This window comes from Agromyces zhanjiangensis (assembly GCF_040496055.1).
Taxonomy (GTDB): domain Bacteria; phylum Actinomycetota; class Actinomycetes; order Actinomycetales; family Microbacteriaceae; genus Agromyces; species Agromyces zhanjiangensis.
The window spans coordinates 54,306-70,984 of the sequence record NZ_JBEPKB010000010.1 but is presented as its reverse complement, the minus strand read 5'-3'; the positions used below and the strand labels follow the sequence as shown (position 1 = coordinate 70,984).

The window sequence follows — 16,679 nt, the reverse complement described above, 5'->3', positions numbered from 1 at the left end:
AACCGGGGTGACCGGCATGGTTAGGGTGGTGCCATGGACTCCACCTGGTCGGTGCTGGTCGCGCTGACCTTCGGCATCCTCCTCGGGGCCGGGTTCACGGTCGTGCTGCACATGGCCGAACGCCGCGGCCAGAGCGCAGCCCGCGTCGTCGCACCGACGATCCCCGACGGCGTCGACCAAGTGCTCGACGTGCTGGAGTCCGCCGGCGTCGTGCTCGATCCCTCCAACAACGTGCTCCGCGCCTCGCCGGGTGCGCTCGCGATGGGCCTGGTCCGCAACCAGATGCTCGCCCACGCCGAGCTCGTCGACCTCGTGTCGGACGTGCGCCGGACCGGCGAGCCGATCGCGCTCGAGATCGAGCTTCCGCGGGGGCCGTTCGGCGACGCGACCATGCGACTTCAGGTGCGCGTCGCCCGGCTCGGCACGCGCTTCGTGCTGCTGCTCGCCGACGACCGCACCGAGGCGCACCGGCTCGACGAGGTGCGCCGCGACTTCATCGCGAACATCAGCCACGAGCTGAAGACGCCGATCGCCTCGGTGAGCCTGCTCGCCGAGGCCCTCGACCAGGCCGCCGACGAGCCCGACCAGGTGCGCCGCTTCGCCGATCGGCTCGGAATCGAGTCGACCCGGCTCGCGCACATCACGGGCGAGGTCATCGAATTGTCCCGACTGCAGGCGCGCGATGCGCTCCGGCGCGACGAGCTCATCGACGTCGATCGCGTCGTGGCGGCCGCCGTCGACCAGAACCGCGTGGTCGCCGCCGCGAAGGGCGTCGACGTCGCCGTCCGGGCGAAGTCCCGCGCCGAGGTCTACGGCGACGAGGCGCTCCTCGTCGTCGCCCTGCACAACCTGATCTCGAACGCGATCGCCTACTCGAGCGAGGGCGGTCGGGTCGGGGTCGGCGTCATCGTCGACGACGACGCGGTCGAGATCTCGATCGCCGACCAGGGCATCGGCATCGCGCCGGAGGACCTCGACCGCGTGTTCGAGCGCTTCTACCGCGTCGACCAGGCCCGCTCGCGCAACACCGGCGGTTCCGGCCTCGGCCTCAGCATCGTCAAGCACACCGTGCAGAACCACGGCGGCGACGTGCGGGTATGGTCGCGTCCCGGCCGGGGCTCGACGTTCACGATCCGACTGCCGCTCGCCGAGCGACCCATCGCGCGCGAGGCCGCCGAGCCCGCCGAATCCGCCTCCGACGCGCCGGCACCCGTCGCCGAGGACGCCAAGACCCGTATCGCCGCGGCACTTCCCGCCGCGCCAGCCCGAGGAGACCGAGAGTGACCCGCATCCTGCTCGTCGAGGACGAGATCGCGCTGAGCGACCCGCTGAGCTTCCTGCTCGAGCGCGAGGGCTACGAGGTGGAGGTGGCCGCGGACGGCCTCGCCGCCGTGGCCGCGTTCGACCGCGAGGGCGCCGACCTCGTGCTGCTCGACCTCATGCTGCCCGGCCTGCCGGGGACCGAGGTGTGCCGCGAGATCCGCCAGCGCTCCACCGTGCCGATCATCATGCTCACCGCGAAGGACTCCGAGGTGGACATCGTCGTGGGTCTCGAGCTCGGCGCCGACGACTACGTGACGAAGCCCTACTCGACGCGCGAGCTGCTCGCGCGAATCCGGGCGGTGCTCCGCCGGCGCATCGAGCCCGAGGACCTCGACGAGGCCGTCATCGAGGGCGGCAGGGTCAGGATGGACGTCGACCGCCACACGGTCGAGGTCGACGGCGAGTCCGTCGCGATGCCGCTCAAGGAGTTCGAGCTGCTCGAGCTGCTCATGCGGAACGCCGGCCGGGTCCTGACCCGCGGCCAGCTCATCGACCGGGTCTGGGGCAGCGACTACTTCGGCGACACGAAGACCCTCGACGTCCACATCAAGCGGATCCGGTCGAAGATCGAGGTCACTCCCTCCGAGCCCGTGCAGCTCGTGACCGTGCGCGGGCTCGGCTACCGCTTCGAGGCCTAGCCCCGAACGACGAGAGCGGATGCCGCCGGCTCGCGCCGCGGCATCCGCTCTCGGTGTCTTCGGGCCCCTACGGGACCAGGTCCTCGTACTCGGGGAGGCGGCCGTCGAGGACGGGCACCTGGATCTCGACGCCCTCGGCGCTGCCTGCCTGCAGGTAGACGGCGATGAGGCCGCCGACCTCGGCGTCGAGGTTCTCGATGAGCAGCGGGTCCTCCTCGGCGGTGCCGAGGGAGACGGTCTCTCCGCCGTCGACGTCGATCTCGAAGGTGTCGCCCCCGTCGACGAGCTGGATCGAGAGCGTCTCGTCGTCGGTGCTCGTGTTGGTGACGGACAGGACGAGGTTGCCCTCCTCGCCGTCGTCGCTCACGACGAGGACGTTGCGGACGTCGAGGGCGCCGACATCGGCGGAGACGCCGTCGCTCGCGTCGTACTTCTCGGTGGTCGCCTGGTAGGTCAGCATGGCGCAGCCGCTGCCGCCGATGGCGATGCCGAGAGCCAGTGCAGCGGATACCGCGAGACGCGCCTTCACAGAACCTCCAAGGACGAGCGTGCGCGCAGCGGAATGCGACCCGCGCGCGTGGGATCGAGTCGAGTGTAGCCTACGGCGTCGGCGTCGCCCGGGCGTGGAGGCGGAACCTTAGCACTACCTCGGTGTGATATCCTGAAAGTTGCCGAAAGGACGTCTATTCATGCTTTTTGAGGTTGGCGAGACCGTCGTTTACCCCCACCACGGTGCCGCAACGATCGTCGAAGTCAAGAAACGCATCATCAAGGGCGAAGAGAAGCTCTACCTCAAGCTGAACGTCACGCAGGGAGACCTCGTGATCGAGGTGCCCGCCGAGAACGTCGACCTGGTCGGCGTTCGTGACGTGATCGGCAAGGAGGGCCTCGACAAGGTCTTCGAGGTGCTTCGCGCCCCCTTCACCGAGGAGCCGACCAACTGGTCGCGCCGCTACAAGGCGAACCTCGAGAAGCTCGCCTCGGGCGACGTGATCAAGGTCTCCGAGGTCGTCCGCGACCTCTGGCGCCGCGATCAGGACCGCGGCCTGTCCGCGGGTGAGAAGCGCATGCTCGCGAAGGCCCGCCAGATCCTGATCTCCGAGCTCGCGCTCGCAGAGAAGACCGACGAGGAGCAGGCTTCGACCGTCCTCGACGAGGTGCTCGCCTCCTAGGCGGAGCCCCTTCGACGATCGCCGCCGGCGCGGAAGCGCACGGCGGCGATCGTCGTCTCCGGTGCCGGCCCGCAACGGAGTCGGACCGGGGCGATCGGCCCGGTGACGTATCGTTCCGGCGGCTACGGTGGAGGAGTGAACGACTCCACCGTCGCCGTCATCGTCGTCGCCGCCGGCTCAGGCACCCGGCTCGGGCATCCGGAACCGAAGGCCCTCGTCCCGCTCGGCGACGACACGATCCTCGGGGTCGCGTTGGATGCCGTCCTCGGCATGCGCGAGGCGCCGTTCGTGGTCGTCGTGGCTCCGGCCGATCGCGTGGACGAGGTGCGCGAGCGCTCCGCTGCGCGCGCGGCCGCGGCATCCGTCGACCTCGTGGTCGTGCCCGGCGGGCTCACCCGGCAGGAGTCGGTCGCGCGCGGCATCGCCGAACTCCCGCGCGAGATCGAGGTCGTGCTCGTGCACGACGCGGCGCGGCCGCTCGCGCCCTCTGCGGTGTTCGACGAGGTGGCCGCGGCGGTCGAGGCTCGTGGCCGCGGCATCGTGCCCGGCCTCCCCGTCGTCGACACCGTCAAGCGCGTCGACGGCGAGGGTCACGTCCTGGAAACGGTCGATCGGTCGGAGCTCGCCGCCATGCAGACGCCGCAGGGCTTCCCCCGCGAGGTGCTCGAGTCGGCCTACGCCGCTGCCGGTGCCGACTTCACGGATGACGCGGCCCTCGTCGCCGCCGCCGGCGTGCCCGTCGACGTGGTCCCCGGTGACGCGCGCGCGTTCAAGATCACGGTGCCCTCCGACCTGCACCGTGCCGAGCAGCTGCTCGCCGATCGGGCTGCGAGCACGCCCGCGGCCGAGCGGTCGGCGCCGCGCGCACTCGCGGCGCGCGCGTCGGTGCCCCGCGTCGGCACCGGCATCGACGTGCACGGCTTCGCGGACGACCCCGACAGCGCACTCTGGCTCGCGGGTCTCCACTGGCCGGGGGAGCGCGGGCTGTCCGGGCACTCCGACGGCGACGCCGTCGCGCACGCGATCTGCGATGCGCTCCTCGCCGCCGCCGGGTTGGGCGACATCGGCGGCATGTTCGGCACCGACGACCCGCGGTTCTCCGGCGCGCACGGCGAGGTGTTCCTCGCCGAGACCGTGCGCCGACTCGCCGAGGCCGGATGGCGCGTCGGCAACGTGTCGGTCCAGGTCGTCGGCAACCGTCCGAAGCTCGCGCCCCGCCGCGCCGAGGCCGAGGCCGTGCTGACCGGCATCGTCGGCGCCCCCGTCAGCCTCGCCGCGACGACGACCGACGGCCTCGGGTTCACCGGGCGCGGCGAGGGCGTCACGGCGATCGCGACCGCCCTGGTGCTGCCCGCCTGACGCTGGCCCGCCATCGGGCCGCAACGGGGAGCCGCCCATGCGCTGAGGCGCGACATCCGGCTTCACCGTTCTGAGAGCGGGCGCGCCGGTACGCTTGACGGGTGACCGTGCGACTCCACGATTCGAAGGCCCAGGCCCTGCGTGACTTCGTGCCCCTCGAGGAGGGGCACGTCGGCATGTACGTCTGCGGACCGACCGTGCAGTCGAGCCCGCACATCGGGCACCTCCGCAGCGCGCTGGTGTACGACATCATGCGCCGCTGGTTCATGGCGCGCGGGTACGCGGTGACCTTCGTGCGGAACGTGACCGACATCGACGACAAGATCCTGAACGCCGCCGCCGAAGAGGGCATCGGCGAGCAGTGGTGGTCGCTCGCGTACCGGGTCGAGCTGGAGTTCACCGCCGCCTACAACGCGCTCGGCATCCTGCCGCCGACCTACGAGCCGCGCGCCACCGCGAGCGTCACGCAGATGCAGCGGATCATCCAGCGCCTCATCGACCGCGGGCACGCCTACCCGGCGCCCGACGGCTCCGGCGACGTCTACTTCGACACCGGCAGCTGGACGACCTACGGCGAGCTGACCCGGCAGGCCCGCGAGAACATGGAGGCCGCGGCCGACTCCGACCCGCGCGGCAAGCGAGACCCGCGCGACTTCGCGCTCTGGAAGGGGCACAAGGCGACCGAGCCGCGCTCCGCGGGCTGGGAATCGCCGTGGGGACCGGGCCGACCCGGATGGCACATCGAGTGCTCGGCGATGGCCGCGCGCTACCTCGGGCCCGAGTTCGACATCCACGGCGGCGGGCTCGACCTGCGCTTCCCCCACCACGAGAACGAGCTCGCCCAGTCGACCGCGGCCGGCGACGGCTTCGCGCGCTACTGGGTGCACAACGGCCTCGTGAACATCGGCGGCCAGAAGATGTCGAAGTCGCTCGGCAACTCGGTCTACGCGAGCGAGCTCACGGCGCTCGCCTCGCCCCTCGCCGTCAGGTACCTGCTCGGCCAGGCGCACTACCGCTCGACGCTCGACTACTCGCCCGACTCGCTCGCCGAGGCCGAGGCGGCGGTCGACCGCATCCGCACCTTCCTCACGCGCGTCGAGCGGCGCCTCGCGGGCACCCGCTACGCCGATGCGGGGGCGGATGCCACGTGGCCGGAGTCGTTCGCCGAGGCCATGGACGACGACCTCGGCGTGCCGCAGGCGCTCGCCGTCCTGCACGAGACCGTCCGCGCGGGCAACCAGGCGCTCGACGGGGAGGACCTCGGCAGCGCGGCCGACCTTCGCGGGCAGGCACTCGCGATGGTCCGGGTGCTCGGCATCGACCCGACCGACGCGCTCTGGGCGACGGATGCCGGTCCGGTCGCCACCGCGCTCGACACCCTCGTCGCCCGGCTCCTCGAGGATCGCCGCGCAGCGCGCGCCTCGAAGGACTGGGCCGCCGCCGACCGCATCCGCGCCGAACTCGCCGATGCCGGCATCACCATCGAAGACAGCCAGACCGGAACGCATTGGAGCCTCACCTCATGAAGGGCAGCAGCGGAAAGCCTCGCGCCGGAGCCGTGCGCAAGAAGGGCAAGGGCCAGAAGGTCGGGACCGGCGGCCACAGCCGCAAGGCCCTCGAGGGCAAGGGCCCGACGCCGAAGGCGGAGGATCGCCCGTATCACCAGGCGTACAAGAAGAAGGTCGCCGCCGAGCGCGCCGCCGCCAAGTCCGGCGGTCGCGGCGGGCAGCGCCCGGGCGCCCCGCGCGGCGCGTCGGGTGCGGCACGTCGCGCGAAGTCGGGCGACGAGTCCGAGATCGTGACCGGCCGCAACGCCGTCGTCGAGGCGCTGCGCACGCGCATCCCCGCGACGACGCTGTACATCGCGGCTCGGATCGAGATGGACGACCGCGTCAAGGAGGCCGTGAAGGTCGCCACGGGCCGCGGCATCCCGATCCTCGAGGTCATGCGGCCCGAGCTCGACCGGCTCGCGGGTGAGGGCGGCGTGCACCAGGGGCTCGCGCTCAAGGTGCCGCCGTACGAGTACGCGCACCCCGTCGACCTGCTCGACGAGGTGATCGATTCCGGCGAGACGCCGCTGTTCATCGCGCTCGACGGCGTGACCGATCCGCGCAACCTCGGTGCCATCATCCGCTCGACCGCCGCCTTCGGCGGCCAGGGCGTCATCGTTCCGCAGCGCCGATCGGTCGGCGTCACCGCGTCCGCATGGAAGACCTCGGCGGGTGCCGCCGCGCGCGTGCCCGTCGCGATGGCCTCGAACCTCACGCAGACGCTCAAGGCGCTGAAGGAGCGCGGCGTGTTCGTGCTCGGGCTCGACGGCGGTGGCGACGTCTCACTGCCGGGCCTCGACTTCGCCGATCGGCCGATCGTGATCGTCGTCGGCTCCGAGGGCAAGGGGCTCTCGCGCCTGGTCACCGAGACGTGCGACGCGGTCGTGTCGATCCCCATCTCGGCGGCGACCGAGTCGCTGAACGCCGGCATCGCGGCATCCGTCACGCTGTACGAGATCGCGAAGCTGCGCGCCGAGGCCGCGGTCGGGTAGGACGTCGCCCGGCGCTCGACGAGGGCACGGAACTCGCGTCACACCTTGAGGCGCCAGTCGCCCTCGTCGTCGGGGTGGTGCACGGGCACGGCGGCGGTGTCGGGGGCGACCGCCGGCATGGCGGTCGTGATCGCCTCGGTCGGCGGCCCGATGACGGTCGCCTCGTCGCGACGATGCCGCAGCACGTCGTTGATGTACGCGGTGAGCGCCTCGGCGAGGGGGATGTCGCGGCCCTCGGTCTGCGCCATGTACCACCGGTGCTCCAGGAGCTGGTGGAAGATCTCCGCGGGCTCCAGCTTGCCGCGCAACTCCGACGGCACCGCGCGGACGACCGGCTCGAACACGCGCATGAGCCACTCGTGGGCGACCATCTCCTCGTCGGCGTCCTTGCGGTAGGCCGCGCGATACGAGTCGAGGTCGTTGAGCAGGCGACGCGCCTGGTTCTCGCCGGCATCGAGGCCGGTGAGCCTGAGCAGCCGGCGCTGGTGATGGCCGGCGTCGACGACCTTGGGCTGGATGCGGAGCGTCGTGCCCGACTCGTCGGTCCGGATCGCGAGCTCCTCGATGTCGAACCCCAGCTCGTTGAGGCGGTTCACGCGCTCGTTGATGCGCCAGCGCTCGGCCATGCCGAAGGACTCGCTGCCGGTGAGCTCGCGCCAGAGGTTCCGATAGGCGTCGACGATGCCGTTCGAGATGCGCACGGGGTCGAGCTCGTCGGCGACGCGCCCACCCGCCTCGAGGTCGAGCAGCTCGCCTGCGATGTTGACGCGGGCGATCTCGAGGTCGTTCTCGCGCTGGCCGTTGGAGAGCCCGCCCTCGTAGAGCTTGCCGGTCTCGGCGTCGACGAGGTACGCCGCGAACGCACCCGCATCGCGCCGGAACAGCGTGTTCGAGAGCGAGACGTCGCCCCAGAAGAACCCGATGATGTGCAGGCGCACCAGCAGCACCGCGAGGGCGTCGACGAGCCGGGTCGCGGTGTCGGGGCGGAGCGTCTGCGAGAACAGCGCGCGGTACGGCAACGAGAAACGGAGGTGCCTCGTCACGAGCACCGGCGCGAGGGCCTCGCCGTCGGCGTCGGTGCGGTTCGTGATCACGGCCACCGGCTCGACGCACGGGATCTCGAGGCGCTGCAGCGTCCGCAGCATCTCGTACTCGCCCTTCGCCATCTCCGCGGTCGTCTCCTTGATGGCCACCACGTGGCCTCCCAGGTGGGCGAAGCGGACGAGGTGACGGGAGATGCCCTTGGGCAGCGCAGCGATGTGCTCGCTCGGCCAGGCCTCGAGTGGGAGGTCCCACGGGAGGTCGAGCAGTGCGGGGTCGGTCATCGCCGACGTGATCGAGAGAGTGCCGCTCATCAGGGACAGCGTACCGGGGAACGACGAAGCCGGCCGGGCCGAGGGCCCGACCGGCGTCGTGGATGACCGGAGTCGGTCAGCTGGCGACCGCCTCCTTGAGCAGGCGCTCGCCCGACTCGGCGTCGAAGACGTGCACGTGCTTCGGGGTGGGGAGCAGGTAGACGGTGTCGCCCGCGAACGGGTGGCTGCGGCCGTCGACGCGCGCGACGATGTCGGTGCGCTTGCCCTCGATCTCGGAGTGGCCGTAGAGGTAGCCGTCGGCGCCGAGCTCCTCGACGAGGTCGACCTTCACCTCGAGGCCCTCGCCGGGCGTGTTCGAGACCTGGATGTCCTCGGGGCGGACGCCCACGGTCACGATGTTGCTCGAGGCGGTCGCGAGCGCTTCGCGCTGCACGTCCACCGTGGCGGTGCCGAACTTGATGCCGCCCTCGACCAGCTCCGCGTGGAACAGGTTCATCGCGGGCGATCCGATGAAGCCGGCGACGAACACGTTGCTCGGCCGCTCGTACAGCTCGCGCGGGGTGCCGACCTGCTGGAGGACGCCGTCCTTGAGGACCGCGATGCGGTCGCCCATGGTGAGCGCCTCGGTCTGGTCGTGCGTGACGTAGACCGTCGTGACGCCGAGGCGGCGCTGGAGCGACGCGATCTGGGTGCGGGTCTGGACCCGGAGCTTGGCGTCGAGGTTCGACAGCGGCTCGTCCATGAGGAACACCTGGGGCTGGCGCACGATCGCGCGGCCCATGGCGACGCGCTGGCGCTGGCCGCCGGAGAGGGCCTTCGGCTTGCGGTTGAGGTACGGCTCGAGGTCGAGCAGCTTGGCCGCCTCGAGGACGCGCGCGGCGCGCTCCTCCTTGCCGACGCCGGCGATCTTGAGCGCGAAGCCCATGTTCTCGGCGACGGTCATGTGCGGGTACAGCGCGTAGTTCTGGAAGACCATCGCGATGTCGCGGTCCTTCGGGGGCACGTCGGTGACGTTGCGGTCGCCGATGAAGATGTTGCCCTCGTTGACCTCTTCGAGGCCCGCCAGCATGCGGAGCGAGGTGGACTTGCCGCAGCCCGAGGGACCGACGAGGACGAGGAACTCGCCGTCTGCGATCTCGAGGTCGAGCTGGTCGACGGCGGGACGGGTGCCACCCGGGTACAGGCGGGTGGCCTTGTCGAACGTGACTGACGCCATGGTTCTGTTCTCCTTCACCGGCAGGTACGTGCCGGACGATCCGTAGTGAATGGAAACGCCGACCTCGATGTCGACGCCCCCCTAGTATGCCATGCGTTCTCGCGGGGGTCGTCCGCGTGATGTCCGCACGGGCGCCCGCCTCGGATGCCGCATCCAGTCCGCGTCCGGGCGTCGTTTGGACGATTCCCAGTGATCGCTCCTACACTCTTCGGTGCGTGCGCCTGCAATCGCGCGCGCCCCCACAGCGACCCGGAGTTGACCCACGATGAGCACTGGCGGATCAGAGCCACGCCCCACCCGCAACCAACGCCGCGAGGCGGCCCGCGAGAAGGCCCGCGTGCTCCGGGAGGAGCAGCGCAAGCGCGACCGCCGGAACAAGTTCCTCATCCAGGGCGGCGTGGTGCTGGCGATCGTCGCGGTGGCGGCGCTGATCGGCGGCCTGATCTTCAACAGCGTCCGCCCCGAGGGCCCCGGTCCCCGGAACATGGCGAGCGACGGCATCCTCATGATCGGCGGCGAGGCCGGCATCGAGGCCGTCGAGACCCCCGCGATCCCCGCCGGCGGGCAGCCGACCCCGACCGTCCCCGACGAGAGCGGCACGGTCGCCAACATCGTCGTCTACCTCGACTACCTGTGCCCGTTCTGCGGCCAGTTCGAGACGACCAACTCCGCGACCATGCGCACCATGGTCGAGCAGGGCGCCGCGACGCTCGAGATCCACCCGATCGCCATCCTCACGAACAAGTCCGCCGGCACGCAGTACTCGCTGCGCGCGGCGAACGCCGCCGCCTGCGTGGCGGAGGAGTCGCCCGAGGCGTTCTTCGACTTCAACTCCCTCATGTTCGAGAACCAGCCCGAGGAGCTCACCGCGGGCCTCACGAACGACGAGATCAAGGACCTCGCCGCGACGGCCGGCGCCGCGTCGTCGGTCGACTCCTGCATCGACGACACCCAGTTCAAGAGCTGGGTGCAGGATGCCACGGAGCGTGCGCTCACCGAGCCGATCCCGAACTCCGACCTGGCGTCGGTGACGGGCACGCCCACGGTGCTCGTGAACGGCAAGCAGTACGTCGGTTCCCTCGAGGACCCGGCCGAGTTCCAGGCGTTCGTGCTCCAGGCCACCGGCGAGAGCTACTCGGAGTCCGAGGCGACGCCCACGCCGACGCCCACTCCCGAGGCGGGCTGAGCGCAGACCCCCGTTCGTCCGACGACGGCTCGGCCGACCGGCCGGGCCGTCGTCATGCGCGCGTGCCACGCGTGCCTCGATAGGATGTCAGGGTCCCTGCCGGCTTGGCGCAATTGGTAGCGCACCGCTCTTGTAAAGCGGTGGTTACGGGTTCGAGTCCCGTAGCCGGCTCGATGTCGAGTTCCTCCGCTCCTCCGGACCCGACTCCGGTCGCGCCGCCTCCCGGCGTACCGGGTGGTCCGGCCAACGCCCATCATCACGCCCACGCGGAGTCGTCCCGGATTCCGATGTGGGCCGCCATCGCGCTCACGATCGTGTCGGGCGGCTTCGTCGCGCTCCAGTCGCGGGTCAACGGCGAGCTCGCGAGGGAGCTCGACGACTTCTCGGTCGCCGCGGCGATCTCGTTCGGGTCGGGCCTCGCGATCCTCGCGCTGCTCGCCGCGCTGTGGCCGGAGGGCCGCCGCGGCCTCCGGCGGCTGCGCGACGCGGTGCGAGCCGGGCGGCTGGCGTGGTGGATGCTGCTCGGCGGGGTCGCCGGCGCGTGGTTCGTGGCGACCCAGGGGCTCGCGGTCGGCGTGCTCGGCGTGGCGTTGTTCACGGTGGCCATCGTCGCCGGGCAGACCCTCGGCGGGGTGGTCTTCGACGCGATCGGCCTGGGACCCGGCGGACGCCGCCCGCTCAGCCCGACCCGCATCGCCGGGGCCGTGCTCGCCCTGGTGGCGATCGGCTGGGCGGTGTCGGCCCAGGTCGCCGGGACCGTGCCCCTCTGGCTCATGCTGCTGCCGTTCTCGGCCGGAATCGGCGCGTCCTGGCAGCAGGCGATGAACGGTCGCGTGCGCACGGGATCGGCGAGTGCACTCGCGGCGACGCTCACGAACTTCCTCGTCGGCACCTCGGTGCTCGTCGTCGTGATGCTGGTGCACGCGGCATCCGTCGGCTGGCCGACCGCATTCCCGACGTCGCCGTGGCTCTACGCGGGCGGTGCGATCGGCTGCGTCTTCATCGCGGCGCAGGCCGTGCTGGTCCGGCGGGTGGGCGTGCTCGTGCTGGCCCTCGGCCTGGTCGCCGGCCAGCTCGCTGCCGCCCTCGCGCTCGACCTGCTGCTGCCGACCTCGGCGCGGCCGGTGGGCTTCGCGACCGTCGGCGGGACCGTGCTCGCGCTCGTCGCCGTCGCGCTCGCGAGCATCCGCTGGCGCCCGGCGCGGCATCTCGCGGCGGAGGGCGCCGGGACGGCGACGGCCGGGGGAGCCGGCGGGGTCACGTCAGGGCGGTGAACCGGTCCGCGGCGCGCGTCCCGAGGCGGCGCTGGGGTCGGTCGGCGGCGCTGCGGCCGCCCACGTAGAGCCAGCCGAGCAGGTGCTCGTCGTCGGCGAGGCCGTGCATCCGCGAGACGGCCGGATCCCGCGTGAAGGGCCCCGTGCGCCACATGACGCCCCAGCCGGCATCGTCGAGCAGCAGCGCGAGCAGGTGCCCGACGCCGGCGGCCGACGCGTCCTGCTCCCAGGCGGGCACCTTCGGGTGCCGCCGCACGACGGCGACGAGTGCGAGCAGCAGGGGAGCGCGGAGCGGCTTGGCCGCGAGCTTGTCGGCCGCCGTGCCGTCGAACCCTGACGCCTCGACGAGCGCCTGCCCGAGGCGCGCACGGGCATCGCCGCGCAGCGCGATCACCCGCCACGGCCCGAGGGCGGCGTGGTCGGGCACGGTCGACGCGGCCTCGAGGAGCTCGACGAGCTCGGCGTCGGTCGGCGCGCCGTCCGTGACCTCCGGCCACGACCGACGCGCGAGGACGGCGTCTCGGGCGGCGCCCACGCTCAGGACTCGGGGGTGAACTCGAGCGCGATCGAGTTCATGCAGTAGCGGTCGCCCGTCGGCGTGCCGAAGCCGTCGGGGAAGACGTGACCGAGGTGCGAACCGCAGTTCGCGCAGCGCACCTCGGTGCGCAGCATCCCGAGCGAGGTGTCCTCGATGAGCTCGACGGCCTCGGGTCGCACCGACTCGTAGAAGCTCGGCCAGCCGCAGCCGGAGTCGAACTTCGTGCCGGACTTGAAGAGCTCGCTGGCGCACGCGGCGCACGCGTAGATCCCCGCGCGCTCCTCGTCGAGGAGCTCGCCCGTCCACGGGCGCTCGGTCGCGGCCTCGCGGAGCACCGCGTACTGCTCGTCGCCGAGTTCTGCGCGCCACTCGTCGTCGGACTTGTTCACCTGGTACGCCATGCGGTCTCCTCCGGGTCGGTCGGCCGTCTTCCATCGTCGCAGCTTTGCGGGACGTCGGATGCAACGTGTCCCGGTGCGACGGTGTTCCCGTCGATGCGCGGGCGTCTGGAACCCGCACCGTCGGCGCGCTCCGATGGCCGTGTTCGGGCCGCGCCGTCGCATGGGGCGGGCTCCCGGCATCCGCTCCCTAGGATGTGGTCGACGGCGGACTCCGGTGAGTGAGGTGCGATGGACGCAGACGGGCTCGACGACGCGCAACGCGCGATCCTCGCCTTCGAATCCCGACCGTGGCGCGACCCCGCCCGGAAGGCCGACGCCATCCGCGACGAGCTCGGGCTCTCCGCGGCCCGGTACTATCGGCTCCTCGGCGCGCTCGTCGATTCGCCGGCCGCCCTGCGGTTCGACCCGATGCTCATCGGTCGCCTGCAGCGGCAGCGCGAGGCACGTGCGCACTCGCGTGCGCGCCGTGCCATCCCGACCGCCCGGCCGCTCGCCTGAGCGCCCCGACCGACTGGACCACAGGTGCAGAAGTTCCCCCGCGACCGGTTCGATTCGATCCCGCACGGCATGGACCGGGTCGGCGCGCACCGCGCGCCCGCCCGACGCGGGCGGCGCTGGGTGACCCTCGCGTGGGCGGCGCTCGCGACCGTCGTGCTCGCCGGCGCCGGCATCGCCGCCGTCGCCGCCTACAACCAGCGACTCGACTTCGACGACACGGCGCTGCCGACGGCGCCGGCCTCGGCCGTCCCGACCGCGGAGCCCACCCTCGCCCCCGACGTGACGGTCGCGGTGCTGAACGGCACCTCGACCACCGGTCTGGCCGCGCAGGCGGGCGAGGCGCTCACCGCTGCGGGCGTCCCCGTCGGCATCACCGCGAACGCCGATCGCAACGACATCGAGCAGACGGTCGTGTACTACGCCTCCGCCGACCTCGAGGGCGCCGCCCGAGGCGTCGCGCAGCAGCTGCCGGAGTCCGAGGTGCGGCTCTCCGAGGAGTTCGGCGAGGAGGGCATGCAGCTCGTGGTCGTCCTCGGAGCGGACTACGCCGACGCCGTCGCGGAGTGACGGGACGGTGAATCGTTGCCATTCTGCGACCATTCGCGGCGTCGGAGACCTTGTGCGCGGCCGTCGCGACGTGAGTATCTAGAAACGGCCGCTCGAACACCCGTGTGAGCACCCGGCGCCGGTCCCCGTCGTCGACGTCGGCACGACGACGGCCCGGTACAGCCGACGGCACGTGCTGACTTCGATACACGGCAACATGGGAGCAACGCATGGCGAACGGAACCGTGAAGTGGTTCAACGCTGAAAAGGGATACGGATTCATCACCGTCGACGGTGGGGGACAGGACGTCTTCGTCCACTACTCCGCCATCGACATGGCCGGCTACAAGGTCCTCGAAGAGGGCCAGCAGGTGATCTTCGAGGTGGGCTCCGGCTCGAAGGGCCCGCAGGCCGAGGCGGTCCGTCCCGCCTGAGTTCGATTCTTCGGAAGCGCCGCCGGATGCCCCCGGCGGCGCTTCCGCATGTCCGCTCGCCCCGGTCGGGCGCCGCCTCGCTTGCACTCGACGCATGCGAGTGCCAGAATCGGTTTAGCACTCAGTCGATTCGAGTGCTAACCCCACGGTTCTTAGACGTCCGGGAAGGGACGAGAGACACACATGGCAAAGATCATTGCTTTCGATGAGGAGGCCCGTCGCGGCCTCGAGCGTGGCCTCAACACGCTCGCCGACGCGGTCAAGGTGACCCTCGGCCCGCGCGGCCGCAACGTCGTGCTCGAGAAGAAGTGGGGCGCCCCCACCATCACGAACGACGGCGTGTCGATCGCCAAGGAGATCGAGCTCGACGACCCGTACGAGAAGATCGGCGCGGAGCTCGTCAAGGAGGTCGCGAAGAAGACCGACGACGTCGCCGGCGACGGCACCACGACCTCGGTCGTGCTCGCCCAGGCGCTCGTGCGCGAGGGCCTCCGCAACGTGGCCGCAGGCGCCGACCCCATCTCGCTCAAGCGCGGCATCGAGAAGGCCGTCTCGGCCGTCTCCGAGGAGCTCCTCGCCACCGCCAAGGAGGTCGAGACCAAGGACGAGATCGCCGCGACCGCGTCCATCTCGGCGGCCGACCCGCAGATCGGCGAGATCATCGCCGAGGCGATCGACAAGGTCGGCAAGGAGGGCGTCGTCACCGTCGAGGAGTCGAACACCTTCGGCACCGAGCTCGAGCTGACCGAGGGCATGCGCTTCGACAAGGGCTACCTGTCGGCGTACTTCGTCACCGACCCTGAGCGCCAGGAGGCGGTCTTCGAGGACCCGTACATCCTCATCGCCAACCAGAAGATCTCGAACATCAAGGACCTGCTCCCGATCGTCGACAAGGTGATCCAGTCGGGCAAGCAGCTCCTGATCATCGCCGAGGACGTCGACGGTGAGGCCCTGGCCACGCTCGTCGTCAACAAGATCCGCGGCATCTTCAAGTCGGTCGCCGTCAAGGCGCCGGGCTTCGGCGACCGCCGCAAGGCGCAGCTCCAGGACATCGCGATCCTCACCGGCGGCCAGGTCATCTCCGAGGAGGTCGGCCTCAAGCTCGAGAACGCCACGCTCGACCTGCTCGGCCAGGCCCGCAAGGTCGTCATCACCAAGGACGAGACGACCATCGTCGAGGGTGCCGGCGACCCCGACCAGATCGCGGGCCGCGTCGCCCAGATCCGTTCGGAGATCGACAACACCGACTCGGACTACGACCGCGAGAAGCTCCAGGAGCGCCTCGCCAAGCTCGCGGGCGGCGTCGCCGTCATCAAGGCGGGCGCGGCCACCGAGGTCGAGCTCAAGGAGCGCAAGCACCGCATCGAGGACGCCGTCCGCAACGCGAAGGCCGCCGTCGAGGAGGGCATCGTCGCCGGTGGTGGCGTGGCCCTCATCCAGGCCGGCAAGGCCGCGTTCGGCAAGCTCGAGCTCGCGGGCGACGAGGCGACCGGTGCGAACATCGTCAAGGTCGCCATCGAGGCGCCGCTCAAGCAGATCGCCCTCAATGCCGGCCTCGAGCCGGGCGTCGTCGCGAACAAGGTCTCGGAGCTCCCCGCGGGCCACGGCCTGAACGCCGCGACCGGCGAGTACGGCGACCTGCTCGCGCAGGGCATCATCGACCCCGCCAAGGTGACCCGCTCGGCGCTGCAGAACGCCGCGTCGATCGCCGGCCTCTTCCTCACGACCGAGGCCGTCGTCGCCGACAAGCCGGAGAAGGCTGCGCCGGTCCCCGCCGACCCGACGGGCGGCATGGACTTCTAGTCCCGAGCGGGCCCCCGGGTCCGCATGGCCGCGAGCGCCGCATCCAACGCGCGAAGGGCGCCTCCTCCGGGAGGCGCCCTTCGTCGTGCCGGCCGGGGTCGTTCGGGCCCGACCGCCGCCGTCAGCGCACGAACAGGCGCGCATTCGCCTGCTCGGCGTCGGCGTAGTGCATCGCGGCGGCGCCCAGCGCCTGGTTCAGCCCGGCGAGGCTCTGCTCGACGTGCTGCTGCGTCAGGCGCCAGTCGGCGACCGCGGCCTGGAACGCCGCCGACGCCTGGCCCGACCACGACCCCTGCAGCCCGGTGAGCTGTGCCAGCAGGGCACCCACCTCGGACTGGATCCGCCCGATCGTGCCCTGCATGCTCTGCGTCGCCGCGTGCACCTGCTCGCTGTCGACCTGGTACCTCGTCATGTCATCCCTCCGGTTCGTCGT

Annotated in this window: 18 protein-coding genes and 1 tRNA gene; 13 read left to right on the top strand and 6 right to left on the bottom strand. The window is 71.4% G+C overall.

The window, feature by feature from the left end; all coding sequences use genetic code 11:
* The first annotated feature begins 33 nt into the window (after positions 1-33).
* Both ABME02_RS16420 and ABME02_RS16415 read left to right on the top strand, forming a co-directional pair.
* Positions 34-1,284 carry a sensor histidine kinase gene (locus tag ABME02_RS16420; protein ID WP_353816416.1) on the top strand — a complete coding sequence of 417 codons (1,251 nt, stop codon included), beginning with the start codon at positions 34-36 and terminating at the stop codon, positions 1,282-1,284.
* A complete protein-coding gene (locus ABME02_RS16415; protein WP_353816415.1) occupies positions 1,281-1,961 on the top strand; it encodes a response regulator in 681 nt (226 codons plus the stop codon). The genes ABME02_RS16420 and ABME02_RS16415 overlap by 4 nt, the downstream gene beginning before the upstream one ends.
* Positions 1,962-2,028: 67 nt before the next feature.
* Here ABME02_RS16415 and ABME02_RS16410 read toward each other — a convergent pair whose 3' ends face one another.
* Complete coding sequence (locus tag ABME02_RS16410) at positions 2,029-2,490, bottom strand: hypothetical protein (RefSeq protein WP_353816414.1); 462 nt, start codon at positions 2,488-2,490, stop codon at positions 2,029-2,031.
* Positions 2,491-2,650: 160 nt separating this feature from the next.
* On the opposite strand from ABME02_RS16410, the gene ABME02_RS16405 reads away from it, so the two are divergent.
* From ABME02_RS16405 to rlmB, 4 genes are all read left to right on the top strand, one after another.
* Complete coding sequence (locus ABME02_RS16405; RefSeq protein ID WP_067948714.1) at positions 2,651-3,133, top strand: CarD family transcriptional regulator; 483 nt, start codon at positions 2,651-2,653, stop codon at positions 3,131-3,133.
* A 93-nt stretch (positions 3,134-3,226) separates the two neighbouring features.
* Positions 3,227-4,492 carry a 2-C-methyl-D-erythritol 4-phosphate cytidylyltransferase gene (ispD, locus tag ABME02_RS16400; RefSeq protein WP_436408292.1) on the top strand — a complete coding sequence of 422 codons (1,266 nt, stop codon included), beginning with the start codon at positions 3,227-3,229 and terminating at the stop codon, positions 4,490-4,492.
* A 101-nt stretch (positions 4,493-4,593) separates the two neighbouring features.
* Entirely contained in the window at positions 4,594-6,018 is a 1,425-nt protein-coding gene (gene cysS, locus ABME02_RS16395) for a cysteine--tRNA ligase (RefSeq protein WP_353816412.1), read from the top strand.
* The gene (gene rlmB, locus ABME02_RS16390) at positions 6,015-7,034 is read left to right on the top strand and encodes a 23S rRNA (guanosine(2251)-2'-O)-methyltransferase RlmB (RefSeq protein ID WP_353816411.1); all 1,020 of its coding nucleotides are present in this window, start codon (positions 6,015-6,017) and stop codon (positions 7,032-7,034) included. Before cysS ends, rlmB begins: the two co-directional genes overlap by 4 nt.
* Before the next feature lie 38 nt (positions 7,035-7,072).
* On the opposite strand, the gene ABME02_RS16385 is transcribed toward rlmB, so the two are convergent.
* Complete coding sequence (locus ABME02_RS16385) at positions 7,073-8,389, bottom strand: DUF4032 domain-containing protein (protein WP_353816410.1); 1,317 nt, start codon at positions 8,387-8,389, stop codon at positions 7,073-7,075.
* Between the two features lie 76 nt (positions 8,390-8,465).
* A complete protein-coding gene (locus ABME02_RS16380; RefSeq protein ID WP_353816409.1) occupies positions 8,466-9,566 on the bottom strand; it encodes an ABC transporter ATP-binding protein in 1,101 nt (366 codons plus the stop codon).
* Between the two features lie 337 nt (positions 9,567-9,903).
* On the opposite strand from ABME02_RS16380, the gene ABME02_RS16375 reads away from it, so the two are divergent.
* The 3 genes from ABME02_RS16375 (at position 9,904) to ABME02_RS16365 (ending at position 12,026) form a co-directional block, all read left to right on the top strand.
* A complete protein-coding gene (locus tag ABME02_RS16375) occupies positions 9,904-10,752 on the top strand; it encodes a DsbA family protein (RefSeq protein WP_353816408.1) in 849 nt (282 codons plus the stop codon).
* A gap of 98 nt (positions 10,753-10,850) precedes the next feature.
* A tRNA-Thr gene (locus ABME02_RS16370) sits at positions 10,851-10,923 on the top strand.
* Positions 10,924-11,039: 116 nt separating this feature from the next.
* Complete coding sequence (locus ABME02_RS16365) at positions 11,040-12,026, top strand: DMT family transporter (RefSeq protein WP_353816407.1); 987 nt, start codon at positions 11,040-11,042, stop codon at positions 12,024-12,026.
* Here the strand turns inward: ABME02_RS16365 and ABME02_RS16360 are convergent.
* Entirely contained in the window at positions 12,010-12,561 is a 552-nt protein-coding gene (locus ABME02_RS16360; RefSeq protein WP_353816406.1) for a nitroreductase family protein, read from the bottom strand. The genes ABME02_RS16365 and ABME02_RS16360 overlap by 17 nt on opposite strands.
* Positions 12,562-12,563: 2 nt before the next feature.
* A complete protein-coding gene (gene msrB / locus ABME02_RS16355; protein WP_353816405.1) occupies positions 12,564-12,965 on the bottom strand; it encodes a peptide-methionine (R)-S-oxide reductase MsrB in 402 nt (133 codons plus the stop codon).
* A 228-nt stretch (positions 12,966-13,193) separates the two neighbouring features.
* Here msrB and ABME02_RS16350 point away from each other — a divergent pair, with 228 nt between their 5' ends.
* From ABME02_RS16350 to groL, 4 genes are all read left to right on the top strand, one after another.
* The gene (locus ABME02_RS16350) at positions 13,194-13,463 is read left to right on the top strand and encodes a DUF3263 domain-containing protein (RefSeq protein WP_353816404.1); all 270 of its coding nucleotides are present in this window, start codon (positions 13,194-13,196) and stop codon (positions 13,461-13,463) included.
* A gap of 24 nt (positions 13,464-13,487) precedes the next feature.
* Positions 13,488-14,030, top strand: a complete 543-nt coding sequence (locus ABME02_RS16345) for a LytR C-terminal domain-containing protein (protein ID WP_353816403.1) — start codon at positions 13,488-13,490, stop codon at positions 14,028-14,030.
* Between the two features lie 209 nt (positions 14,031-14,239).
* Entirely contained in the window at positions 14,240-14,443 is a 204-nt protein-coding gene (locus ABME02_RS16340; protein ID WP_353816402.1) for a cold-shock protein, read from the top strand.
* Between the two features lie 183 nt (positions 14,444-14,626).
* Positions 14,627-16,246 carry a chaperonin GroEL gene (groL, locus tag ABME02_RS16335; protein ID WP_353816401.1) on the top strand — a complete coding sequence of 540 codons (1,620 nt, stop codon included), beginning with the start codon at positions 14,627-14,629 and terminating at the stop codon, positions 16,244-16,246.
* Between the two features lie 121 nt (positions 16,247-16,367).
* Here groL and ABME02_RS16330 read toward each other — a convergent pair whose 3' ends face one another.
* Entirely contained in the window at positions 16,368-16,658 is a 291-nt protein-coding gene (locus ABME02_RS16330) for a WXG100 family type VII secretion target (RefSeq protein WP_353816400.1), read from the bottom strand.
* Between the last annotated feature and the right edge of the window lie 21 nt (positions 16,659-16,679).

Coding starts and splice junctions, on each gene's coding strand:
- ABME02_RS16350 (WP_353816404.1), top strand. CDS start 13,194: ATGGACGCAGACGGGCTCGACGACGCGCAACGCGCGATCCTCGCCTTC.
- ABME02_RS16385 (WP_353816410.1), bottom strand. CDS start 8,389: ATGAGCGGCACTCTCTCGATCACGTCGGCGATGACCGACCCCGCACTG.
- msrB (WP_353816405.1), bottom strand. CDS start 12,965: ATGGCGTACCAGGTGAACAAGTCCGACGACGAGTGGCGCGCAGAACTC.
- groL (WP_353816401.1), top strand. CDS start 14,627: ATGGCAAAGATCATTGCTTTCGATGAGGAGGCCCGTCGCGGCCTCGAG.
- ABME02_RS16380 (WP_353816409.1), bottom strand. CDS start 9,566: ATGGCGTCAGTCACGTTCGACAAGGCCACCCGCCTGTACCCGGGTGGC.
- rlmB (WP_353816411.1), top strand. CDS start 6,015: ATGAAGGGCAGCAGCGGAAAGCCTCGCGCCGGAGCCGTGCGCAAGAAG.
- ABME02_RS16365 (WP_353816407.1), top strand. CDS start 11,040: ATGTGGGCCGCCATCGCGCTCACGATCGTGTCGGGCGGCTTCGTCGCG.
- ABME02_RS16330 (WP_353816400.1), bottom strand. CDS start 16,658: ATGACGAGGTACCAGGTCGACAGCGAGCAGGTGCACGCGGCGACGCAG.
- ABME02_RS16340 (WP_353816402.1), top strand. CDS start 14,240: ATGGCGAACGGAACCGTGAAGTGGTTCAACGCTGAAAAGGGATACGGA.
- ABME02_RS16405 (WP_067948714.1), top strand. CDS start 2,651: ATGCTTTTTGAGGTTGGCGAGACCGTCGTTTACCCCCACCACGGTGCC.
- ABME02_RS16420 (WP_353816416.1), top strand. CDS start 34: ATGGACTCCACCTGGTCGGTGCTGGTCGCGCTGACCTTCGGCATCCTC.